This is a genomic window from Candidatus Cloacimonadota bacterium (assembly GCA_011372345.1).
In the GTDB taxonomy this organism is placed as follows: domain Bacteria; phylum Cloacimonadota; class Cloacimonadia; order Cloacimonadales; family TCS61; genus DRTC01.
In genome coordinates this window covers 1-1,871 of sequence record DRTC01000243.1, presented here as the reverse complement: position 1 = coordinate 1,871, position 1,871 = coordinate 1, and the positions used below count along the sequence as shown (strand labels likewise).

The following is a 1,871-nucleotide window of genomic DNA, read 5'->3' as shown; positions in this document are numbered from 1 at the left end:
TTGGAGAGCATACTTCCTTCATAAGTTACGAGATCAAAATCCAGCTTTATTTGTTCATTTTCATTGATCACAACAGGTTTCGTTTGCTCCAGGAATTTCGGATGTTTGATTGTAACATTATAATTTCCGATCAATAGAGGAATTACAGCCGGAGTTGTTTCCTTCTGCTTCAGATCATTCAAATGGATTTCTGCTCCTTTTGATTCATAAGGATTGCTAGTGATCGATAAACTTCCTACTTTTGGTGTCGGTTTCAGTTCGATTTCAAGATCATTTCCGGGAGTGATAAAAATTTCCCGTTCAGCGGTATTATGTTTATCTCTTGTCGCTTTTAGTCTGTATTTCCCTTTATTCAGTTTTTTGGAAAAAGCATTATCTGCTACATATTCGTCATCTAAAAATATTCTGGAATTATTTGCAATAACTTTTAATTCAGCAAAATTTCTGGTTAGAAGTAAGGTCTTCTCAATTTTTTGTCCGTCATAAATCGTAATACTTTCTTCCGCACCCATCCAGAGTTCTTTCTCGATCCTGATCAAATAATTACCGGAAGGCATCTTTTTATTGGAAAAAGGCGTTGTTCCCATCAAATTTTCATCTATATAAACATCTGCCCCGCTTTCAGGTTGGGAGTTTAGAATAAGTTCTCCAAAAGCAGGTTTCAAATCAAATTCAAATTTCTCATCATCACCGTCATTGATAACGAAATCTTTTTCTTCAGGATGATAAAGTTCATATTCGATTTTCAAGAGATGAGTTCCGCTTTCGATCTTTTTTCGGTTGACGGGAGTTTTTCCCAAAAGTTTATTATCAAGATAAAAATTCGCTCCGGATGGATTAGAAGTAACTTCATAATATCCGAACTTTGGTTTCATATCTATTTTGGGAAGTGTTTTTGTTTCTCTTTCAGCAAGTTCAAATGTTCCATTATAAGTATAGTAAAAACTTTTTCGTAAAGTAAGTTTATGTTCTCCAGCAGTCAATTCGATATAGATTGGAGTTACTCCCATTTTTTGATCATCTATAAAGATCTCTGCTCCGGCAGGTTCTGATGAAATATCGATAAATCCGGGAAGTTTCATTCTCGTTGTTGTCTGTCCTCTTTCTAAAGTAATTTGGATCGACTCATCTTTTTGAAAATCCCATGTTTTTATAATTTCATTAAAATCCTGTTTAAAAAATTTAAACTTATGTTCTCCTTTCGGTACTTTATAAACGATGAGTTTTTCTTTCTTTTGGATCGGTGCGGAATTATCTTTGGAAATATAAACATCGCTCTCATTCAAATTAAAAGTTATTTGTACAAGATCTTCATCCGCTATACCCATTCCGTAACCTTTTGATCCGAGTGTCATCGTGTAAACTGTATTTGATTTGACCGTGACAGGAACGGCAAAACGCAATTTATTGAATCCCTGCTTTGTAAAAATAAGATATGTAGTTCCCGAAGGAACATAAGCCCAAAACTCTCCGACTTTCTTTTCCGTTTGCACGACTCCGATATTCGTTTGAAAAGAAAACGGGATAAGATCCGTACTAATCTTGATGAGGGCAGCATATTCTCTATTTACATCTCTAACCGGATTCCGCTGTAATTCGATATCATTCGGTTGTTCTTTGAAATCTTTGACGATAAATTCTGCTGAAAATAGATTTAACATAATTACTATAAATAGAATAAATATTAACTTTTTCCCTGAAAGTATTCGGAATTTCATTTTGTTCAACATTTTTTATTTTCTCCTTTTTTCTCATTCCAAACCTGAGTCCACTCTAAAAAGGTCAAATTCAATAAAATTAGAAACCGTTAAAACGGTTAATACTTTTTCCTGTTTCATTAACCACCAACTTAAGTTGGTGGTTAATAAGAA

1 protein-coding gene is annotated in these 1,871 nt (G+C 33.9%); it reads right to left on the bottom strand.

Annotated features, from left to right (window positions below; genetic code table 11):
- Nucleotides 1-1,730 (bottom strand): PEGA domain-containing protein (locus tag ENL20_04660; GenBank protein ID HHE37847.1); only part of this gene is annotated, 1,730 nt, incomplete at its 3' end.
- Nucleotides 1,731-1,871: the final 141 nt, after the last annotated feature.